Below are 1,797 nucleotides of genomic sequence, written 5' to 3' on the forward strand. Positions count from 1 at the left end.
CCAGCACTGCGCTGGGGACGGGCGCTCTGAACGCCTCGAACGGCACCACGCTGGATGCCGGCACGGCGGCGACGCTGACCAACAACGTCAACCTCGGCGGCACCCTGACCGTCGGCGGCAGCAATGCGCTGACCCTCGGCGGTGTGGTCGCGGGCATCGGTGGCCTGATCAAGAACGGCGCGGCCGACCTGACCCTCAACGGCGCCAACACCTATTTCGGCAACACCGCGCTGAATGCCGGCACACTGATTGTCGGCGCCAACGGCGCGCTGGGCGCCGGTTCGTTGAACGCGGCGGCCAACACCACGCTGGACGCCAACACGGCGGTCAACCTGAACAACGCGGTGAGCCTGGCCGGCGCGCTGAACGTCGGCGGCACGGCCGACCTGACCCTGACCGGTCTGGTCAGCGGCGCTGGCAGTCTGGTGAAAAACGGCACGGCCAACCTGATTCTCAACGCGGCCAACAACTACCTCGGCGGCACCACGCTGAATGCCGGTACCGTGACTGTCGGCAACAGTTCGGCGTTGGGTTCCGGGGCCCTGACCGTGGCTGGCGCGGCGACGCTGGACAGCAATTCGCCGCTGGTCAGCCTCAACAACAACGTCGCCCTGAATGCCGCGCTGACCGTAGGCGGTACGCAGAATCTGACCCTCGGTGGCATCACCAGCGGCACCGGCCCATTGATCAAGAACGGCGCGGCCAACCTGACGCTCAACGGCAACAACACCTTCAGCGGCGGCACCACGCTCAACGCCGGCACCCTGACCCTGGGCAATGCCAACGGTCTGGGCAGCGGCGGCTTGACCGTCGGCGGTGCGGCGACCCTCGACAACAGCGCCTCGTTCGGCATCGGCAACGCGATCACCCTGAATGCCGGACTGACCGTGGCAGGCAACAACGACCTGGCCCTCAACGGCATCATCGACGGCGCCGGCAGCCTGACCAAAAACGGTCTGTCTGACCTGACGCTGGCCGGCAGCAACACCTTCAGCGGTGCACTGAATATCGTCTCCGGCAGCGTCACCACCCTCAACAGCGGGGCACTGGGCAATACCTCCGGGGTGAACATCAGCGCCGGCGCCAGCCTGAATCTGGGCAGCGATGCCAGCCTCGGTGCGCTGACCGGCAGCGGCAGTGTGCAACTGACCGGCAGCAACACCTTGACCGTCGGTGGCGGCAACCTCACCAGCACGTTTGATGGTGATCTCAGCGGCAGCGGTGGCCTGACCAAAATCGGCACCGGCACGTTGAATCTCACTGGAATCAACGGCGTCACCGGCAACACCGCGATCAATGGCGGCACCGTGAACCTCAGCGGTTCGCTGGCCAGCGCGCAACTCAACGTCAATACCGGCGGCACCCTGACCGGTACCGGCTCGGCGCTCGGCGCGGTGAACATCAACAACGGCGGGCATCTGGCGCTGTCGTCGGGCAACACCTTGTCGGCGAGTGCGCTGACCCTCGGAGCCGGCAGCAACGTCGATGTGGCGCTGGGTACACCGTCGACCGCCTCGCTGATGAACATCGGTGGCAACCTGACCCTCGACGGCAATCTCAACGTCACCGATGCCGGTGGGTTCGGCGTCGGCGTGTATCGCCTGTTCAACTACACCGGCAGCCTGAGCAACCTCGGTCTGGACGTGGCCAGCGTGCCGGTCGGTTATGCGCTGGGCGATCTGGTGGTGCAAACCGGGGTGGCCAATCAGATCAACATTCAGGTGTCGGCACCCAACAGCAACATCCGTTACTGGGACGGCAGCCAGACTATCGCCAACGGCCTGGTCGACGGTGTAC

1 protein-coding gene is annotated in these 1,797 nt (G+C 65.8%); it reads left to right on the forward strand.

All coding sequences use genetic code 11. From position 1 onward, the window contains the following. Window positions 1-1,797 (forward strand): autotransporter-associated beta strand repeat-containing protein (locus DBR24_RS29995; protein ID WP_256591996.1); only part of this gene is annotated, 1,797 nt, incomplete at both ends.

It is taken from the genome of Pseudomonas sp. HMWF006 (genome assembly GCF_003061205.1).
In the GTDB taxonomy this organism is placed as follows: domain Bacteria; phylum Pseudomonadota; class Gammaproteobacteria; order Pseudomonadales; family Pseudomonadaceae; genus Aquipseudomonas; species Aquipseudomonas monsensis.